We start from the raw sequence: 17,899 nt of genomic DNA on the forward strand, positions 1-17,899 counted from the left end.
TCGCGACATGCCAAAACCGAGCCACAGCCAAGCAGACACCGATGCCAACGGCGCACATCCACAGGCTCCGCGCCTGCGCATCGGCTTCGTGCTGCTCGATCAGTTCACACTCGCTGCGTTCTCTGGGATCATCGACGTACTGCGACTGGCCGCCGACCACGGCGGTCGCAGTCGGCAGGTCCACGCTGCGTGGACGGTGATGTCACTCGATGGCGGGCCCAGATTTTCCAGTTGTGGCGCCGCGATGCAGCCCAATTCACCATTGCTGGATCCGACCGGCTTCGACTACATCGCAGTATGCGGCGGCAACGACTATCTCAACGATGCGCCGCCCGCGCAGTTGCTGCATTATTTGCGCCGGGCAGCGGCGAGCAGCGTACGTCTTCTCGGGATCTGTACCGGCACCTTCATGATCGCAAAGGCTGGACTTGTCGGGAAACGCCGGGTCTGCATCCACTGGAATGTGATGGATGCCTTCAAGGATCGCTTTCCGAACGTCAATGCCAGCGTCGAAAGGCTTTTTATCGATGAAGGCGATCTAATCACATGTGCGGGATCGACAGCAGCGATCGACCTTGGTCTCTATCTGGTTGCGCGACACTGCGGGCGCGACAAGGCTCAGCAGGCAATGCGCCACATGATGCTTCAGGACATCCGGCCGCCGGAAATGCCGCAGGCGCATTTTTATGCAGAGCTCACTGGAAACCTGGATGTTCGCGTCAAGCAAGCAGCCCAGTTCATTGAGCAAAGACTCGATAACCCTCCACCCGTCGCGGCGGTCGCTCGGTATGTAGGAGTGAGCACGCGCCAGCTTGAGCGCCTTTTTTCAGGGTGCCTGGGACAGAGCCCCGCAGCCTTCCAGCGCCAGCTCCGTCTCGAATATGCCCGTTGGTTGATCAAGAACAGCAGGCGCTCAATCACCGAGATCGCCATTGATACCGGCTTCGCCGATAGCGCCCACCTCTCACGCGACTTCAAATCATTATTCGGGACCTCGCCGCGCAGTTTCCGAAAAGGTCTGGGCGGCGAGGCTGCTACGTCCGCGAGCGGTTCTCGTCCCTTGTATGCTTGATTTGCTGATCGCCGAGAAGTGGGCCGATCTTTGATTGGCCGATCAAGGACCGAGCGGAGGCGAGCGGTGCTTGGAATGACCTTGACCAGGCGGCGCGCGCTTTCTTCACAATTGCCATGAATTCCTTAGCTCGCTCGGGATCGACCGCCTTCCAGGTATCGCCATCGATTTTGAGCGATGACCCGACAATACATCCGTTCGCAATCTTGAGGATGTCAGCCACGCTTGCATGCGCACGCCGGTGTAAAAAGCAGACAGTCCGCTTCCCTGAAGAGTTTCGGGCGCCGCGAGGCGTACGAAAGTCGCGGAAGACCGAACCCGCGGGATGGCAGGCGGTGTGCTATGGGGTTTGCGGCTGACGGCCGTGCCGGATTACGAGGCGGCCGCTCGCGATTTCCGCCGATCTTGTGCCGCGATACGGAGGTTGAAGCTCTGACGCTGGGCTGGACGACGCCCAAAGGCATCTTCTGGTGTGGTATACGAAGCCGACGCCGGTGTTCGGCACGCGGATGCTTCTTGCCCTGAGCACATCGTCCCGGGCGGGCGGTTTGATCGTGCCATGCCGGATCATGGCGAACACTTCGGGTTGCGCCAGGAGCGCGGCAGTCGGCGCTTCTGGCTCCGCCGCGCCGGGGTGCGATATGGGCGGCGCTCCGAGGAGCTCACGAATGTGCTCGAGACCCACCTTGCGGTTGGGTCCGGTGAGGAAACCGTAGTGCCGGATGCGATGAAAGCCGCGCGGCAAGGTGTGGAGAAGGAAGCGTCGAATGAACTCTCCGGCCTCGAGCGTCAGGGTGCGATGGCGGGCAGTGCCTTCGCGGCGATAGGCGGGTCCGGCGAAGCGGAAGATGTCGGCGACCTCGATCGAGGCCCGCATCGTCTCAGCCGGACGAAGCCTCGTCGCCGTGGAACAGGGCGAGCCGGTCAAGCGGGCTGACGACGGCACGCACCGTGCGCGTGGCGACCTTGGCGTAGAGCGCCGTGGTGTCCAGCTTGGCGTGCCCCAGGAGAACCTGGATGACCCGAATGTCGACGCCGTCCTCCAGAAGATGGGTGGCGAAGGAATGGCGCAGCGTGTGGGGACCGACCCGCTTCGGGATGTCGGCTGCCCGCGCCGCCTCCACTACGATGCGGTGAAGCTGTCGCGTCGAGATCGGTCGGGTCCAGCTCTGGCCGGGGAACAGCCAACCCTCGCGATGAAGAACGCCTTGCCGGTGGCCCTCGAGCCCCCACTGCCGCAGCAGGGCCAGAAGATCGGCGGACGGCATGGCGTTGCGATCGCGCCCGCCCTTGCCGCGCTCGATGCGCAGCAGCATGCGGGTGGAATCGACATGGGCGACCTTCAGCGCTGCGACCTCGGCGACACGAAGGCCCGCGCCATAGGCGCGACCGACAACGCCGCCAGGTGTTTGAGGCAGACCGTGGCGCCGAGCAGGCGGCGCACTTCGTCCAGGCTCAGGACGTCAGGCAGGCTACGGGGACAACGCAGCCGGACCAGCTTACGGGCGAGATCAGGTCGGTCAATCGTATGAACGAAGAAGAAGCACAGCGCCGAAACGATGGCGTTCATCGTCGGCACGCCGAGGCCGGCTTCCTGTTGGGCCATCTGGAAGCGATGCAGCTCATCAACGGTCGCCGTGTCGGGCGACCTCCTCAAAAATGATGCCAGGCGGCCAATGTCGCGAAGATAGTTGCGCTGCGTCTCGGCCGAGAACCGGCGCAGCTTCATGTCGTCGATCAGGCGCTGGCGCAGAGGGCTGACCGATGCGGCGGGAATAGATCGGGTGTTCATCACAAGGCTCCGTTCGGTGAAAGGAGCCAGAATCTTCCGTCCGCACAGGGCGACGCTCAATCAGCCCATCGCGCTTGTATCAGACCGCGTACCACGAAGCCGCCGCCCATCCCGCGCGAGCGGGTTCGTTCTTCCACCCCAAAGCGTTACGATGTACCTTTCTATCCGCGATGCCGCAGAGCGCCGATGATCACCTTGAACGCGGGAAGATTCTGGCGACGGCTGGGATAATAGAGGAAATAGCCGTCGAAGAAGGGTGACCAGTCGCCAAGAACCTGGACGAGTTCGCCCAAAGCGATGTGCCGCTCCACGATGTTCTCCGGCACATAGGCGATGCCGTAGCCGTTTACCGCGGCGTCAATCATGGCGTAGGAGTTGTTGAACGTGAGTTGACCGTTCACGCGGACGCGCAACTCCTGGCCACCTTTCTCGAACTCCCATGCATACAGGCCACCGGCGGTCTCATGGCGCATGTTGATGCAGACGTGCTTGACCAAATCCTGCGGATGCTCCGGCATGCCATGTCTGGCAAGATAGTCGGGTGACGCTACCGCGACCAGCCGCCAGTCCGGGCCGATCCGGACCGCTATCATATCCTTCTCGACGCTCTCACCCAATCGGACGCCAGCATCGAATCCCTCATCGACGATATTGCGGAACGTGCTGTCGAGAATGAGCTCCACATTGATGTCTGGATACTCCCTGAGCACCGGCTTCAGCTTCGGCCAGACCACGCTTTCCAGCGCATGATCAGACAGTGTCAGCCTGATCGAGCCTGACGGCTTGTCACGCAATGCCGTCAGCGCCGCGATCTCTTCTTCGATTTCGGCCATTCGCGGCGTGATCGTCTGCAATAGCCTTTCGCCCGCCGGCGTCGTTGCAACATTCCTGGTGGTGCGGGTCAGAAGGCGGATGCCCATCCGGGCTTCGAGTTGCTTGATCGCGTAACTGAGGGTCGATTGCGCGACGCCTATCCTTGCCGCCGCCTTGGTGAAGCTGCGCTCCTCGGCAACGATCCTGAACCAGGTTAGCTGGTTGAAATCCGTCTTCTCCATCGGGTTTCCTTTGAGACCGCATGGAGATTATTCGATGTCATCGATTGATCCAATCAAATTGTGACGGGTAATCGTCTCAGCGCAGATCGGCTATATCCCGTCTGAACTCAGCACATCGGAGCAAGCGGATAATGGTTTCCGTCGCGAAAAATGCCGGCAGCAAGCCGGCCGCCTGGGGCGCCGTGCTGTCGATGGCGCTGTGCGTGGCGATGCTGATCGCCTCGGAATTCATGCCGGTCAGCCTGCTGACGCCAATGGCCAAAGGGCTCGGCGCGACCGAAGGCCAGACCGGACAGGCGATTTCGATCAGCGGGCTGTTCGCTGTTGCCGCGAGCCTGCTCGTCACCACTGTCGCCGGGACGTGGAACCGAAAATGGGTTCTGGTCACAATGACGGCGTTCCTGCTGCTATCGCTGGTTCTCGTCGCGGCAGCGCCGAACTTCGCCGTGTTGATGACCGGCCGCGCTCTACTCGGCATTTGCATTGGCGGCTTCTGGGCGCTGGCGACCGCCGTGATCATGCGACTGGTTCCTCAAAGCGACGTGCCGCGCGCGCTTGCCGTGATGTATGGTGGGCAAGCCATCGCAGCGGCCTTTGCCGCGCCGGCCGGCAGCTATCTCGGCGGCCTGTTCGGCTGGCGCGAGGTGTTCTGGGCGCTGACGCCCATCGTCGCCGTCAACCTCATCTGGCATGTGGTCGCGCTGCCGCCGCTGCCGGCTCACCAGAAGCAGGATTTCCGGGCGATGTTCGGCCTGCTGAAACGCCCCTACTTCCTGCGCGGTCTGGCGGCGTGCATGCTCTCCTGGGGCTCGGCCTTCACCATGTTCACCTATCTGCGTCCGTTCCTGGAGCAGATGACGGGCGTGGATGTGACCATGCTGTCGGTCCTCCTGCTTCTCCTCGGCTGCGCGGGCTTCGTCGGCACGTGGGCGGCGGGGCGTTTCATCAAGGGTAACGTCGCGCCCTTCCTGAAGCTGCCGGCTCTGGTGATGGGCGGGGCCACGGTGGGCCTGCTGGTGCTCGGCTTCTCGGTCGCCGCAACGGGCTTGTTCATGGCAATCTGGGGCGCGATGAACACCATGTTCTCCGTCATCTGGATGACCTGGATGTCACAGAACGCGGATGATGCTCCCGAAGCCGCCGGAAGCCTGATGGTCGCGGTGATCCAGGCCTCGATCCTGCTCGGCGCGGTGGTGGGTGGACTGCTGCTCGACGGCATTTCCATCCAGGCGACCTTCATCGGCAGCGTGGTTCTGGCCGTGGTCGCGTTCATGTTGATTGGAAACGGGCAGCACATGCTGAAGTCCGCATAGAAGCTCCACGAACGGAGGTTCGAAATGACAAATCATCCCATTCGGTTTTCACGCCGCAGAGTCCTGGTGGCCATGGCCGGCAGTATTCTCGCTCCCGCGACTAGCCGTGCTCAGAACAGCTCGGCTCAAGCTCAGGAAGGAAACGCCATGCGCCTCAGACTGACCTTCGCGGATCAGGACTTCACGGCAACGCTAGAGGACAATCCGTCCGCCCGCAACCTCTTCTCGATACTGCCGCTGGACCTGACGATCAGCGACTATTCGACCAACGAGAAGATCGCCTACCTGCCGCGCAAGCTCACCGAGGAAGGCAGCGGCCGCTTCGGCAACGAGGCGGTCGGTGACCTCTGCTACTACGCGCCCTGGGGCAATCTGGCCATGTTCCACGACCCTTATCGCTGGTCACGCGGCCTGATCCGACTTGGACGGCTCGACGGGGGGCCGGCGCCACTTCTCTTGCGCGGCGAATTTCCTCTCCGCGTTGAAGCGCTGTCCTGACGTGCTGCGCCCGATCGCTTACCGAAAACCGCTAGGAGACCCTGCCATGACTGAGAGTATCAAACCTGGAAACGCCGTCGAAAATCGGGAGTTGCCCGATACGGGCCGCCGTAACCTGCTCAAGCTGACCGGGGTGGGCGTTGCTGCCATCGGCGCGGCGTCATTTTTCAATAGTTCCAAAGCAAAGGCTCAAAATATGACACAGGAATGGGACAAGGTTTTCCCCCAAAGCGAGAACGTCGACCACGAAAAGGTCACGTTCAAGAACCGCTACGGCATCACACTGTCGGGCGATCTCTATCTGCCGAAGGACCGTGCCCACAACCGCCTGCCGGCCATTGTCGTGAGCGGTCCGTTCGGCGCCGTGAAGGAGCAGTCATCGGGTCTCTATGCGCAGACCATGGCCGAGCGCGGCTTCGTCACGCTGGCCTTCGATCCGTCTTATACCGGCGAAAGCGGCGGTGAACCCCGCAATGTTGCCTCGCCCGACACCAGCACCGAGGATTTCATGGCCGGCGTCGACTATCTTGGCCTGCACAACTCCGTAGACCGCGAGCGCATTGGCGTTATCGGCATCTGCGGCTGGGGCGGCATGGCGTTGAGCGCCGTGGCTGTCGACAAGCGCGTCAAGGCTGTCGTGGCCAGCACCATGTACGACATGACCCGCGTCATGTCGAAGGGCTACAATGACAGTGTGACCCTCGAACAGCGCACGCAGACGCTGGAGCAACTGAGCCGGCAGCGTTGGGAAGACGCGGCGAACGGAAGTCCGGCCTACCAGCCGCCCTACAACGAGTTGAAGGGTGGCGAGGCGCAGTTCCTGGTCGACTACCACGACTACTACATGACGCCGCGCGGATACCATAAGCGGGCGGTCAACTCGGGTAACGCATGGACCCAGACAACGCCGCTGCCTTTCATGAACCTGCCGATCCTGACCTACATCGCGGAGATCTCTCCGCGCCCCGTCCTGTTCATCCACGGCGAGAACGCCCACTCGCGCTATTTCAGCGAAACCGCCTACGCGGCGGCAAGGGAGCCGAAGGAATTGATGATCATTCCAGGTGCCAGCCACGTGGATCTTTATGACCAGATGGACAAGATCCCGTTCGACAAGTTGACCAGCTTCTTCAACCAGCACCTCGCTGCATAAGTCGCCGGCGGCGCTTGTGCCTACGGGTACAGGCGCCGCGATTGGTTGGGGAAACACGCTGCCAGCAAGCGGCCGCTTATTGGTCGCCACCTTGAGGGAGTCGCCAGTCTAGAATCTACTTCTTTGTCGCCGTTCGGAGTGCTTTTGCCACCGCCCGAAACCTGCCGTTCGTTCACTTCCGCCAAACACAGAGTCGGGGCCGAATCCGAACTGGCCGCAATCAGGTCAAGTTCTCGAATTGCTAACCGACAGCTTTCGCGAACCGATCGAAGGAACTAGCCATTCGGCACGGCCATTGCGGATGTAATATGCCTCACTGCCTCAGACGCACAGCTGTTCGGTAGAGCCGGAAGCAGTCGCCTCCGCCTATAGTTATAGGCATTGTCAGAGGGATTCGAGGAAGGTCCCAGACAACCCTGAGCGGTCGTTTCTGCCCGCGATGGGAACCTCTCGTGAGGGTTGAAAACGGTTCGTTTGCGCGATTTTGCGCCAAAAGATTGTACGGTCGGGCAAACGATGAGATCTCGTTCCCCAAATGGGTAGCGTAAGCGCTTGCCGATGGTGTCCCGCCGCGTGGTGTAGCTGGCGGCATTGGTCGCCGTGCTTTCCGGCATTGCCGGGCTGATCAGCGTGCTACTGCTGGCAGGCTGATGAGGGGATCATCGCTCAACTGGCCGACGCTTTCCAGCGTCATGTAGCGGGCACGCTGGACAGCCCACTCGTCGTTCTGTTCGAGCAGCAGCGCGCCGACGAGGCGAACGATGGCGTCATCGTTGGGGAAGATGCCGACCACGTCGGTTCGCCGCTTGATTTCGCCGTTGAGGCGCTCGATGGGATTGGTCGAGTGCAGCTTTGCCCGATGTTCTTTGGGGAAGGTCATGTAGGCGAGCACGTCCGGCTCGGCGTCGTCGAGGATGTCAATGACCGTGGAATCGGGACCCTGTATTTTCGCCTAAAAGGGACCCCGGTTTAGGGTGATGAAGGGCACGGCGGTTAGCGCCCGATCAGGCGAAGCTGGTCGGGGTTGCACAGCCTGATCGGGTGCGTTTCGTTGGCTTTCGGCTTTAGCTTTGAGAGCGGCTCTTGAAGCGCCAGGATTCGTTTCCGGTCTCGACGATCTCGCAGTGATGGGTCAGGCGATCGAGCAGCGCGGTGGTCATCTTGGCGTCGCCGAAGACAGTGGGCCATTCGCCGAACGCCAGATTGGTGGTGATGATGACGCTGGTGCGCTCGTAGAGTTTCGAGACGAGGTGGAAGAGCAACTGCCCGCCGGCCTGGGCGAAGGGGAGATAGCCGAGTTCATCGAGCACGACGAAGTCGAGCCGGGTAAGATGATCGGCAATGCGGCCTTGCCGACCGGCGCGGGTCTCCGTCTCCAGCCTGTTGACCAGGTCGACGACATTGAAGAAGCGGCCGCGCGCGCCGTTGCGGATGAGCGCCCGGGCAATGGCGATGGCCAGATGGGATTTGCCCGTGCCGGTGCCGCCGACCAGGACGACGTTACGCTGATCGGCGACAAAGGCTCCGCCGGCGAGATCGCGGATCAGGCTCTCGTTGACGGGCGTGCCGGTGAAGTCGAAGTCGTCGATGTCCTTGGCCAACGGCAGCTTGGCGACGGTGAGCTGGTATTTGATGGAGCGTGCCTGCTTCTCGGATATCTCCGCCTGCAGCAGATCGCCGACGATCTTCGGTGGTTCGTGCTGGCGCTTGATGGCGACGCCCATGATCTCGTCATAGGCTGATCGCATCCCGTAAAGCTTCAGCGTGCCCATCAGTTCCAGAACCTCGGTGCGTTCCATGGCTGTTCGTCCTCCTGAGACTGTCATAGCGGGCGCAGTCGGCGATCGGCTCGTGAGCCAGCTTCAGCGCCTGGGGAATGGAAAGGATCGTGCCCGGCGCCGGATCGCGGCGGCGGGCCAGGATGTTGAGGATCACCGCCGCCGACGAGACGCCGTGATCGAGCGCCTCCTGACAGGCCGCCTCGACCGCGTTCAATCCGTCGCTCAGCACACAGGTGAGGATCGACACCATCTGCCGGTCGCCATCGTCGGCCGCCTTGAGCTTGCGACGTATCTTCTCCATGGCTGACGGCAGAACCCAGCCACGGAACGGCGCACCGTTGCGCAGCCCGCCGGGCTTGCGGGCCAGCACCGGCACATAGTGCCAGGGATCGTAGATCACCTCGTTGCGGCCGAAGCAGCGGGCATGTTCGCCGACCACCACGCCGTCCTGGCGGATGACGATGCGATCGGCATAGGCATGGATCTCGACCGGCCGGCCGACGGCGCTCGACAGCACCGAGTATTTGTTGTTGTCGAAGCGCACCGTGCAGGTCTTCGACACGGAGGCCGGAACACAGTGGAAGCCGTCGAAGCGGCCGGCATAGGGAATGAAGCTGGCCCGCTCCTCCTCGAACACCTCCCAGATCGTGCGGTCACCCTGTTCGGGATGCCGGTGCGCCTTGGCGTAGGAGACGCATTTGTCGAGAAGCCAGCCGTTCAAATCCTCCAGCGTCTTGAAGCGCAGTCTCGGCGTGAAGAAACGCTCGCGCACCAGCCCGACCTGGTTCTCGACCTGGCCCTTCTCCCAACCCGACGCCGGCGTGCAGGCTTCAGGTTCGACAAGGTAATGTCCGCACATCTGCGCAAAGCGGCGGTTATAGCGGCGATCCCTGCCGATGAAGATCGCGTCAACCGCCGTCTTCATATTATCATAGATGCCGCGCGTGCACGTTCCACGAAAGAACGCGAACGCCCGGTCGTGTGCATCGAACACCATCTCCTGCGTCTCACGGGGATAGGCCCGAACGAAGAACATGCGGCTGTGGCAAAGCCGCATGTGCGCCACCTTCACGGTGACCGTCACGCCGTCCAGCAGGACGATCTCATGGCTCCAGTCGAACTGGTAGGCCTCGCCTGGCGCGAAGCTCAGCGGAATGTAGGCCTCGGCGGCAGCGCTGCCGCGGTGCTCTTCCCAATCTTGCGCATGCCGCCACACCGAGCTGTAGCTGCCGTCATAGCCGAGGCCTCGGAGTTCCTCGAAGATCCGGATCAGCGTGAGCCGCTCACGCTGCGGCTTCGCCACATTCGCCAACAACAGCCCGTCCAGCTTCTCGCGCCAGGCTCCCATGCGAGGATACGGCTGATGCTTGCGCTCGTAGCGGAACTCGGTCTCGTCCGATCGCAGCACCTTGCGAACCACCTTCCGCGAGATGCCCAGCTCCCGGCAGATCGCCTTGATCGACTTCCCCTGCACCAGCGACAGCCGACGTATCTTTGCAATCGTCTCCACAACCAACATCCAAAACACAAATGCCTCCGATCAAACCGGAGGCATCTTGATGACCCCACGTTAAGGGGTCCCGTTTGGACGAAAATCACCCCTCAAACAGGGTCCTCATTCCACGAAAAATCACATCGAGGATGGCGGCGAGCCTGGGCACCTTCGGGCGGATCTGGTCGGCGACGGCCCGCCATTGGGCGCTGGCGGCTTCCGGCGTCTCCTGCGCGAAGGCGGTGGCGATGAAGGCCGAGACGACGCGCCGTCCGCTCTTGCCGGCATGGGCCAGCACGTTGCGCATGAAGTGCACGCGGCAGCGCTGCCAGGTGGCCGAGACAACCTTGGTGACCGCAGCCTTGAGGCCTTCATGGGCATCCGAGACGACCAGCTTCACGCCACGCAGGCCTCGGCGGGTCAGCTTGCGCAGGAACTCGGTCCAGATCGGCTCTGCCTCCGACGTCCCGATCTCCATGCCCAGCACCTCGCGGCGGCCGTCGGTGTTGACGCCGACCGCGATGATGACGGCGACCGAGACGATGCGGCCACCGCGACGGACTTTGAGGTAGGTCGCGTCGATCCACAGGTATGGCCAGTCGCCTTCGATCGGCCGTTCGAGGAAGGCCTTCACCTTGCCGTCGATCTCCTCGCACAGGCGGCTGACCTGGCTCTTCGAGATACCCGACATGCCCATGGCCTTGACGAGGTCGTCGACCGACCGCGTCGAGATGCCTTGCACATAGGCTTCCTGGATAACTGCCGTCAGCGCCTTCTCGGCCATGCGGCGCGGCTCCAGGAAGCCTGGGAAGTAGGAGCCCTTCCTCAGCTTGGGAATGCGCAACTCGACGGTGCCGGCGCGTGTCTCCCAGTCCCGGTCGCGATAGCCGTTGCGTTGGGCCGTGCGCAGCGGGCTCTTCTCGCCATAAGCGGCGCCAGTGGCCGCTCCCACCTCCATCTCCATCAGCTTCTCGGCGGCGAAGCCGATCATCTCGCGCAAAAGATCGGCGTCAGGTGTCTTCTCGACAAGCGCTCGCAGGTTCATCATGTCGTCGGTCATCGGTGGGCCTTCCAGAAAGGGGTTGGCTTCGACAACCAGACCCTACCGGAAAGCGCCGATGACCACCGCGCTACCCAGCTACACCACGCCCAGGGACGTCATCCGCTTGCCGGCACAATCGAGAAAGCCAGCCGGCTCCGGCGAAATGACATGAGTTTCAACTGTAACCAAATTTTCTACTCCTGAAATCGTGGCGCAACCCCGCGCCGCCAGATTCGCACCTGAGCAGACAGAAGCCACAGCCCACACCGAATAGGTGGCCACGAGCCAGCCGATTGCGGTTGTGGCATGCTGTGAAAGAGAGGTGATCATGACCAGTCAGCTTTCACGGACAGCGCGTCCGGCCAAGCATGCGAACGTCCAGCCGATTGCCACGTCGGAGCTTCCCTCCGCCGTCCCGCTGATGGCGCTTTCAACCGGCTTCTGGGCCTTCAAGACCTTGGCCGCTGCGCACGACCTCCATCTGTTCGACCACCTCTCCGGTGGGGCAGGCACCACGATCGCCGAACTTGCGGAGGCTCTCGCCTTGCACCCACGTCCGGCCGAGATGCTGCTGACGGGCTGCGCCGCACTCGGCCTTCTGGAGAAAACGGACGGCCGTTATCGCAATACGTCCTTAAGCGAAACCTATCTCGTGCGCGGCAAGCCGTACTACTTCGGTGGCTTCGTGCAGATGGCCGATAAGCGGCTCTACGCGGGCTGGGGCAAACTTACCGAAGCGTTGCGCGCCAATCGGCCAACCACGTGGGATCCGGCAGCCCAATCCTCGCTGTTCGAAGGTGAGGATCCGATGATGCTGGCGCTCTTTTGGGAAGCGATGCATTCGATGTCCACAATGAGTGCGCGCAAGCTCGGCGAAGCCGTGGATCTCAGTCATTTCCGGCGTCTTCTAGATATCGGCGGCGGATCGGGCGCGTATGACATCGAGCTTTGCAAACAGTATCGGGACCTGCGCGCGACCGTATTCGACCTGCCGTATGTCGCCGAGATCGCCGCAGGCAAGATTGCCGAGGTCGGCCTGACCGACCGCGTGGATACCGTCGGCGGCAGCTTCTTCGATGGTCTTCCGGAAGGGCATGACGTGCATCTCCTGTCAATGATCCTGCACGACTGGGACGAGGCAAAGAACCGCGCCCTGCTCGGCCGCTCCTTCAAGACTTTGCCGAGTGGCGGCGCAGTCGTCATCAGCGAGCTTCTCGTTGATAACGAAAAGAGCGGGCCAGTGCCGGCAGCGCTAATGAGCCTCAACATGCTTATCGAGACGGAAGGAGGACGAAACTACACGCCGGCCGAATATTCGGCGTGGCTCGAGGAGGCCGGCTTCCGCCAGATTGAGACGATCTGGTTCGACGCGCCGGCGGTGAACGGCGCCGTGATCGGTCGCAAGCCGTAAGGTGTAAACCGGAGTGGAATAGGCACTCTGCCGTTCACTTCCGACAATATGTCACTGATCTGGAGCATTAGGAGGCCGAAATGCCTCACACCGAAACCCGCAGCAACCGTCAGTCGTCGAGAGTACGCCCGCCTGGGTTCATGCTGAAAATCACAGCAACTGTAATCCAGGGTCTCAAGACCTGGCAACGGACCATCACAAGACGTCGAGCAACCGCGTATTTGTCCCCCGAACAGCTGAGAGATATCGGTCGTTCCGAAGTTCCCGAGCCAATACTTGAAGTCAAGCCAGGCCTGATCACGAACCTGATGTCGATGAAGTAGCGAACTGAATTCGAAAGCTGATAACCGACGATGAAGGATCGCTTTTTGGGCGCAAATGATGTCGTACGGGCGAACCCTTGCTTTAAGCGCCGCTCGAACGAGCTCGACGCGCGCCTGGGCTGAACCCGAAGATGAATGGCAGACGAAACGGAGGCAGCAAATGGGCGCTCCATCACCCGAACTTTGCAATCTATGGCTTGCCCGCGCGTTCAACGCACAGGACGTCGAAGCAGCCGCCGCCATGTACCACCCGGACGCCTCGATTGTTCGCGTCGATCAGGTGCACGGCGGAACCACAACCGCGCGCGGCGCTGAAGCGATCCGCGAAACGATGGCGGCCTATATTGGCCTGAAGCCCCACATGGACGTCGCCACGCATCATACGACCGTCTCCGGTGACTTCGCTATGACCCGGTCGCAGTGGCTCATCAGAGGCAAGGACCGGGACGGAAATCCAATCGAAGTACACCATCACGGGATGGAAGTGCACCGCAGATTGGCGGACGGTACCTGGGTGTTCTTCATCGATCATCCGTCCGGCGCTGACCCCGACTGGGCCGTCGCCGAACCCCCACCGACGGAATAGTGGCAGGCCGTCCACCTCGCTAGGAGATTGTTACGGGAGCTGTGAACAAGTAGCCTGCTCCACGCTCTGTGACGATCAGCTTCGGGTCGCTGGGATCCTGCTCCAGCTTGCGGCGTAAACGCAGAATCTGTACGTCGATGCTGCGGTCAAAAACCTCCTCATCGTGCACGCGGCTGGCGCTCAGCAATTGGTCTCGGGTGAGCATCTGCTGCGGAGAACGCAGGAATGCCATCAACAGATTGAGCTCGCCTGCGGTCAGCGGCACCGGCTTCCCCTCTGGAGAAACGAGTCGGCGCATCCGCATGTCCAGATGCCAGCCGGCGAACCGAAAGCGAATCCGGTTTCCCTTGCTGCGCAGGCGCTGCTGGGCGGCAACGGAACGACGCAGCACGGCTCTTATGCGCGCCAGCAGTTCGCGAGGGCTGAAGGGCTTTGTCAGATAGTCATCGGCTCCGAGTTCGAGCCCGACGATTCTGTCGGTTTCCTCGCGGCGATGGCCGGTGACGACGATGATCGGGGCTTCGGGAGGACTGCCGAGGCGGCGCATCAGATCGAGCCCGTCCTCGCCTGCGAGCTTCATGTCGAGGATGATCAGGTCGACCGGTTTTTCCTGCAGCACGGAGGCCATGGCCTGTCCGTCAGCCACCGCGCTGACGGTGAAATTTTCGCCTTCCAGGTACTCGGCGAGCATGCTGCGCATGTCCGGGTCGTCATCGACGATCAGCACGTGGTTCGCTGCTGGGGAGGTCATGATGATTGCTCCGAGCGCTCGTGCCGCTTCTTACCATTAAAGCGCCGATTTTTGGCGATTTCTTGTTGAAATGGTCGTACGCCCCACCCGGCAGCAGCCCGGCTCCCGAATCGACCGGGCGAAGAGAACGTTGGCCATCGGAGTGGCCGCAGCCGGATTCTTTCTGCTCTGCTTCGTGGCTTTAATACCATGGCTGCCGACGGCATTCGGCCAAGCGGCACAGGATGCCGGAGAGCCCATAGCGCCCCTACAGCCCTCGGAGGCAACTGATGCCGCCAAGGTGTCACTGGGCGAAATCCTCTTTCACGATGCGCGCCTGTCTGGCGCCGGAACGGTCGCCTGCGCCTCCTGCCACGACCTTGACGCCGGTGGAGATGACGGTCTTGAGCGTCCCGCCGGGGCAGACGGCAAACCGCTGGATTTCAATGCCCCCACGATATTCAATGTCTCGCGCAATTTTCGCTTGAACTGGCGCGGCGAGTTCCGCAGGATCGAGGAACAGAACGAAGCTGCCCTACTCGATCCCAACCTGATGGGCGCGAATTGGAATGAACTGCTTCCCAAACTGCAAGGCGATGCAGGCTATGTCCGCAGATTTGCTGCGGCTTATGATTCCGCTCCCACAAGGGACAGCGTTCTCGACGCACTAGCTTCCTTTCAACGTTCCCTCATCACTGTCGATGCGCGTTTCGACCGGCATCTTACGGGCGAAAAGGGTGTACTCACCTCCGGGGAACTGCGCGGCTACGAGCTCTTCAAGGAATATGGCTGTATCGCCTGCCACCAGGGAGCGAATGTTGGCGGCAACCTGTTCCAGCGGTTCGGCATCTTCGCCGATCCCTTCGCGGATCGCGCGAGCGAAGACGACAGCGATCTCGGTCGCTTTACCGTCACGGGCTTGGAGCAGGACCGTCATGTGTTCCGGGTTCCCAGCCTTCGCAACGTCGCGCTCACGGCGCCCTATTTCCATGATGGCCGCACCGCTTCGCTCGAGGAAGCGATCGGCATCATGGCGCGCACGCAGCTCGGTCGCCAATTGCCAAGGGATGACGTCGCGGCGATCGCCCGCTTCCTGAACACGCTGACGGGCGAATACCGCCGGCAGGGTCCTGGCGAAGCGCCAAAGCCATGAAACAGCTTCCGTTCCTCGCGGCCATCCTGGCGGTGCTCCTCGTCGTTCTGACCTATTTCTTGGCGAAGGGCACTTCCATCGACGCTCCGCGACACGAGCGCGCGAACGCGCTGCAGTCGGTCATCCTGTATGACGCCGAGCTTCAAAGGGACGTGCTGCTCGGACGAGCGGGACTGCTGCCGAACTACGACCCACTCGTCAGATCCATGGACAATTTGCGAGTGGCCGCAGCCGGCCTACCCTCCGATGACGGGGGGACCTGGAATGCCGGCTCCGACATACGGCAGAAGACCGCCGACATCACCAACTCGGTCGCGGAGCAGGAGGCGCTTGTCGAATCCTTTAAGTCGGACAACGCACTGCTGCAAAACTCCTTGTCCTATTTCAATCACCTCAGCCAGCGACTGACGTCCCGAAGCGGACAAGCGGGTGTGGCGAGTGAGATCGCCATGGTGACGGCAGCCATGCTTCGCTTCATCAACGCGCCCCGGCAGGATCTTGCGGACCAGGTCACAAATTCGATCTATATGTTGGAGCGTCGTGCGGCGAATCTGTCAGCGGAGGGCGAGGTCCGCTCGTTGATTTCCCACGCCCGCCTCATCATTCGAACGCTGCCGCGCGTCGACGGTCTTGTCGGCAGCATCCAGTCGGCCCCGCTCGGCAGTCTCGCGCGGTCGCTTCAGGGCTCCTATCTCGAAGCGAATTCCCGCGCAACCAGGCGCGCCAACGTCTTCATGAGCTTGCTCTACGGCGTTGCGATCGTTCTGATGGGTTATGTCGCCTATCTGTTCGTCCGGCTGCGCGCCAATAGGGATCGGCTCAAGGAAAGGCTTGAACTGGAGCGGCTGGTCGCCGCGATCTCTACCCGGTTCATCAATCTGCCGCGCAATGAAATCGGGGCCGCCGCGCAGGACGCGCTTGCGCACCTTGCATCTCACCTGAAGATCGCCGGAGCGGAACTCGCCCTGCCCGCGTCGAACGATCCCGACGGCCTCCAGCACGAACCCGGCAACGGCACTACCCCGACCGACAGCTTGGCCCGACTTATCCGCGGCTGGCGCGTGGAAGGTCATGAAAGGCAAGGCAGCGTTCATGTTCCGAACATCGCCGGTCTCCCTGACAGCTACGAAAAAGAGGCGCTGGCGCATCTTGGAATCCGGTCCCTGCTCTCGCTCCCGATGGATATGGGAACACGAGGCCGGGGGGCGGTGATCCTTTTCCACGAGCGCCCGCATGCCTGGGAGAAGGACGATATCGCGCTGCTTCGCACTGTGGCAGAAGTGATCGCCAATGCGACGATCCGTGAGCGGAGCGAGGCCGAACGCGAAGACCTGCAACTGCGGCTCAACCGCTCGCAGCGGCTGGAAGCGATCGGAACCTTGGCGGGCGGGATCGCTCATGAGTTCAACAACATACTGGGCGCCGTCCGAGGCTACGGGGAAATGGCTCTGGCAATCCTGACCAAGGATTCGCGCGCGCGCAGATACGTGCTGCAGATCATGAAGGCGGGGGAGCGGGCGCAGGATATCGTCGAGCAAGTTCTGGCTTTCGGTCGCCTTCGCGAGCGCGAACAAAAGCTGCTTGATGCCCGAACCGTCGTCGAAGAGGCGGTCGATCTCGTGCGGGCATCGCTTCCCGCCACCATATCCCTTCATGCCGAACTGGCAGTGCAGGATGCTGCCGTCATGGGCGATCGAACGGAGCTGCAGCAGGTGGTCGTGAACCTCGCGACCAATGCTGCTCAGGCCATGGGCGGCAGTGGTATGGTCCGGGTCGCTCTGCAAACGATCTTCATACCGCATGCACGCGACCTGTCGCATGGCGCGGCGCAGGCCGGGCGTCATGTTCTGCTACAGGTCTCGGATACCGGTCCCGGCATCTACCCCGCGGCGATAGAGAGGATCTTCGAACCATTCTTCACCACCAAGCCTGCCGGCAAGGGCACTGGGCTGGGGCTCTCCACCGTTCACGGAATCGTCTCCGCGCACCACGGCGCCATCGATGTGCAAAGCAAACCCGGACAAGGCGCGACATTCTCCGTTTACCTCCCGCAAATCGAGGCGGCGGTGCAGCGGGAGCCTGACCACGACCGATCCGTCCCACACGGCCACGGCGAAACGATCCTGATCGTCGAAAATGACGAGCCGCTCATGCTGCTCGGCGAAGACATGCTCGCGGCGCTCGGCTACGAGCCGGTGGGCTTCGGACATGGCAAGGCAGCGCTATCGGCATTCCGCGCCGATCCCGGACGCTTCGATCTTATTCTCACCGATGAGATCATGCCAGAGTTGAGAGGCACAGAGCTCGCGAGTATCATACACACCATCCGCCCCGAAGTGCCGATCGTGCTGATGACCGGATATACCATGACCCTTAAGCCGGAGCGATTGCAGGCCGCAGGGATACGCGAAGTGTTGAAGAAGCCGCTGCTCTCGAGGGATCTCGGCGATTGCCTCGCGCGGCAACTGCCCGCTTGACCAACTCTGTCAGTACCGGCG

14 protein-coding genes and 4 pseudogenes are annotated in these 17,899 nt (G+C 61.9%); 8 read left to right on the forward strand and 10 right to left on the reverse strand.

The window, feature by feature from the left end:
- The first annotated feature begins 7 nt into the window (after positions 1–7).
- Positions 8–1,072, forward strand: a complete 1,065-nt coding sequence (locus tag ACVCNR_RS22835; RefSeq protein ID WP_447076696.1) for a GlxA family transcriptional regulator — start codon at positions 8–10, stop codon at positions 1,070–1,072.
- Here ACVCNR_RS22835 and ACVCNR_RS22840 read toward each other — a convergent pair.
- The 4 genes and pseudogenes from ACVCNR_RS22840 to ACVCNR_RS22855 form a co-directional block, all read right to left on the reverse strand.
- Positions 1,035–1,295, reverse strand: coding sequence for a BtpA/SgcQ family protein (locus ACVCNR_RS22840; protein ID WP_354196860.1), 261 nt, complete (start codon positions 1,293–1,295; stop codon positions 1,035–1,037). The genes ACVCNR_RS22835 and ACVCNR_RS22840 overlap by 38 nt on opposite strands.
- A 384-nt stretch (positions 1,296–1,679) precedes the next feature.
- Positions 1,680–1,898, reverse strand: a pseudogene (locus ACVCNR_RS22845) (transposase); the annotation flags it as partial.
- A gap of 55 nt (positions 1,899–1,953) precedes the next feature.
- Positions 1,954–2,864, reverse strand: a pseudogene (locus ACVCNR_RS22850) (tyrosine-type recombinase/integrase).
- Between the two features lie 161 nt (positions 2,865–3,025).
- Positions 3,026–3,919 (reverse strand): LysR family transcriptional regulator, encoded by an 894-nt coding sequence (locus ACVCNR_RS22855; protein WP_447076617.1) that lies wholly within the window; start codon positions 3,917–3,919, stop codon positions 3,026–3,028.
- Positions 3,920–4,050: 131 nt separating this feature from the next.
- Here ACVCNR_RS22855 and ACVCNR_RS22860 point away from each other — a divergent pair, with 131 nt between their 5' ends.
- The 3 genes from ACVCNR_RS22860 to ACVCNR_RS22870 are packed head-to-tail and all read left to right on the forward strand — an operon-like array spanning position 4,051 to position 6,883.
- The gene (locus ACVCNR_RS22860) at positions 4,051–5,232 is read left to right on the forward strand and encodes an MFS transporter (RefSeq protein WP_447076618.1); all 1,182 of its coding nucleotides are present in this window, start codon (positions 4,051–4,053) and stop codon (positions 5,230–5,232) included.
- A gap of 24 nt (positions 5,233–5,256) precedes the next feature.
- Positions 5,257–5,730, forward strand: a complete 474-nt coding sequence (locus tag ACVCNR_RS22865) for a cyclophilin-like fold protein (RefSeq protein ID WP_447076619.1) — start codon at positions 5,257–5,259, stop codon at positions 5,728–5,730.
- A gap of 46 nt (positions 5,731–5,776) precedes the next feature.
- Entirely contained in the window at positions 5,777–6,883 is a 1,107-nt protein-coding gene (locus ACVCNR_RS22870; RefSeq protein WP_447076620.1) for an alpha/beta hydrolase, read from the forward strand.
- 625 nt (positions 6,884–7,508) lie between these two features.
- Here the strand turns inward: ACVCNR_RS22870 and ACVCNR_RS22875 are convergent.
- From ACVCNR_RS22875 to ACVCNR_RS22895, 5 genes and pseudogenes are all read right to left on the reverse strand, one after another.
- A pseudogene (locus ACVCNR_RS22875) lies at positions 7,509–7,799 on the reverse strand (transposase); the annotation flags it as partial.
- A gap of 148 nt (positions 7,800–7,947) precedes the next feature.
- Positions 7,948–8,682 carry an IS21-like element helper ATPase IstB gene (istB, locus tag ACVCNR_RS22880; RefSeq protein ID WP_035033516.1) on the reverse strand — a complete coding sequence of 245 codons (735 nt, stop codon included), beginning with the start codon at positions 8,680–8,682 and terminating at the stop codon, positions 7,948–7,950.
- On the reverse strand, positions 8,615–10,183 hold the full coding sequence (gene istA, locus ACVCNR_RS22885; RefSeq protein WP_447075681.1) for an IS21 family transposase: 1,569 nt from the start codon (positions 10,181–10,183) through the stop codon (positions 8,615–8,617). Before istA ends, istB begins: the two co-directional genes overlap by 68 nt.
- Positions 10,184–10,298: 115 nt before the next feature.
- Positions 10,299–11,216 (reverse strand): annotated as a pseudogene (locus ACVCNR_RS22890) (IS256 family transposase); the annotation flags it as partial.
- 78 nt (positions 11,217–11,294) lie between these two features.
- A complete protein-coding gene (locus tag ACVCNR_RS22895) occupies positions 11,295–11,528 on the reverse strand; it encodes a hypothetical protein (RefSeq protein ID WP_447076621.1) in 234 nt (77 codons plus the stop codon).
- A gap of 91 nt (positions 11,529–11,619) precedes the next feature.
- Between ACVCNR_RS22895 and ACVCNR_RS22900 the strand changes: the two genes are divergently transcribed.
- Positions 11,620–12,609 carry a methyltransferase gene (locus tag ACVCNR_RS22900; RefSeq protein WP_447076697.1) on the forward strand — a complete coding sequence of 330 codons (990 nt, stop codon included), beginning with the start codon at positions 11,620–11,622 and terminating at the stop codon, positions 12,607–12,609.
- A 483-nt stretch (positions 12,610–13,092) separates the two neighbouring features.
- Positions 13,093–13,518, forward strand: a complete 426-nt coding sequence (locus ACVCNR_RS22905; protein WP_354196846.1) for a YybH family protein — start codon at positions 13,093–13,095, stop codon at positions 13,516–13,518.
- 19 nt (positions 13,519–13,537) lie between these two features.
- On the opposite strand, the gene ACVCNR_RS22910 is transcribed toward ACVCNR_RS22905, so the two are convergent.
- Positions 13,538–14,269 carry a response regulator gene (locus ACVCNR_RS22910; RefSeq protein WP_354196844.1) on the reverse strand — a complete coding sequence of 244 codons (732 nt, stop codon included), beginning with the start codon at positions 14,267–14,269 and terminating at the stop codon, positions 13,538–13,540.
- 130 nt (positions 14,270–14,399) lie between these two features.
- Between ACVCNR_RS22910 and ACVCNR_RS22915 the strand changes: the two genes are divergently transcribed.
- Together ACVCNR_RS22915 and ACVCNR_RS22920 are read left to right on the forward strand one after the other, a co-directional pair.
- Positions 14,400–15,401, forward strand: coding sequence for a cytochrome-c peroxidase (locus ACVCNR_RS22915; RefSeq protein ID WP_354196842.1), 1,002 nt, complete (start codon positions 14,400–14,402; stop codon positions 15,399–15,401).
- Positions 15,398–17,878 carry a two-component system VirA-like sensor kinase gene (locus ACVCNR_RS22920; protein ID WP_447076622.1) on the forward strand — a complete coding sequence of 827 codons (2,481 nt, stop codon included), beginning with the start codon at positions 15,398–15,400 and terminating at the stop codon, positions 17,876–17,878. Before ACVCNR_RS22915 ends, ACVCNR_RS22920 begins: the two co-directional genes overlap by 4 nt.
- Positions 17,879–17,899: the final 21 nt, after the last annotated feature.

It is taken from the genome of Aquamicrobium terrae (genome assembly GCF_052978165.1).